Here is a 1,224-nt window from a genome sequence, read left to right as displayed (position 1 = left end):
AGCAACCAATACCAAATTGTGTGGGTTAGCAACACACAATACCCATTTAATGATGCGAATGTTAAGTCAATAAAACGTTTATCACCAGAATATTATCACTATTTATCACGAGCGAAGTATTGGATCAACAACCAAAATTTCCCATACTACATTAATAAACCCAAAGATACACTTTATATTCAAACTTGGCATGGGACTCCACTCAAAAAAATGTTGAATGATATAGAAACTTTTGCAGGCCGTGATGATGGTTATAAAAATCGCATTAATCATGCAATAAAATATTGGGATTACCTTGTATCACCAAGTCCTTACGCGACAGAATGCTTTAAATCTGCTTTTGATTTTCATAAAGAGATACTAGAGGTTGGTTACCCAAGAAATGACATATTTTATCAAGACGAAGCTATTTTAGAACAAGAAAGCATACACATTAAGCAAAAATTAGGTATTCATGATGACCGTAAAGTGATTTTATACGCTCCGACATTCCGTGACGACGAACTTACAAAAGCCAAAAAACACATCATTAATCTGCAAATAGATTTATATGAAATGCAAAAACGCTTAAGTGACGATTATATCTTAATTTTACGTCCACATATTATTATCAGTAATGCTTTACAGTTAGACAGTAGTCTAAATGATTTTGTGATTAATGGCAGTAACTATAATGAAATTAGTGATTTATACCTCATTGCTGATATCTGTATTACTGACTATTCGTCAGTTATGTTTGATTACGCTAATACGAAAAAACCATTATTGTTCTTCACTTATGATCTTGAACACTATAAAAACAGTCTTAGAGGATTCTATTTTGATTTTGAAAATCAAGCGCCTGGACCTCTTTTAAAAACAAATGAAGACTTAATTCAATCAATAGAAAACATAAATAAAGTTCAAGAAACTTATAAAGATAAATATGATGCATTTTATAATCGTTTCTGTACTTTTGAAACTGGCACTGCTGCTAAAAGTATAGTTCAACGCTTCTTTTAAAAAACATATAAGGGAGTAGAACAGAAAACGCATTCTATAAACAGTGTTTCTGTCCTACTCCCTCTAATATATTTTATAAAACAGCATGACGGAGGTTTACATATGTATAATCAGCTTACAATCATCTTACCTTTTTATAACAACGAAGCACACCTCAAACAATGCCTAGAAAGTCTTATTAATCAGACAAACCAACACTTTGAATTAATATTAGTTAATGAT

2 protein-coding genes are annotated in these 1,224 nt (G+C 31.2%); both read left to right on the top strand.

Annotated features, from left to right (window positions below; translation table 11 throughout):
* The coding region (locus ACF91D_RS30450) for a CDP-glycerol glycerophosphotransferase family protein (RefSeq protein ID WP_392438480.1) at positions 1–1,002 on the top strand (1,002 nt) is incomplete at its 5' end.
* Positions 1,003–1,104: 102 nt separating this feature from the next.
* On the top strand, positions 1,105–1,224 hold a 120-nt coding region (locus ACF91D_RS30445; RefSeq protein WP_392438481.1), incomplete at its 3' end, for a glycosyltransferase.

This window comes from Staphylococcus sp. 231237_7MaSpsaltlick, assembly GCF_043107035.1.
The sequence above is the reverse complement of the archived record's forward strand: the minus strand, read 5'-3'. Positions and strand labels throughout refer to the sequence as shown.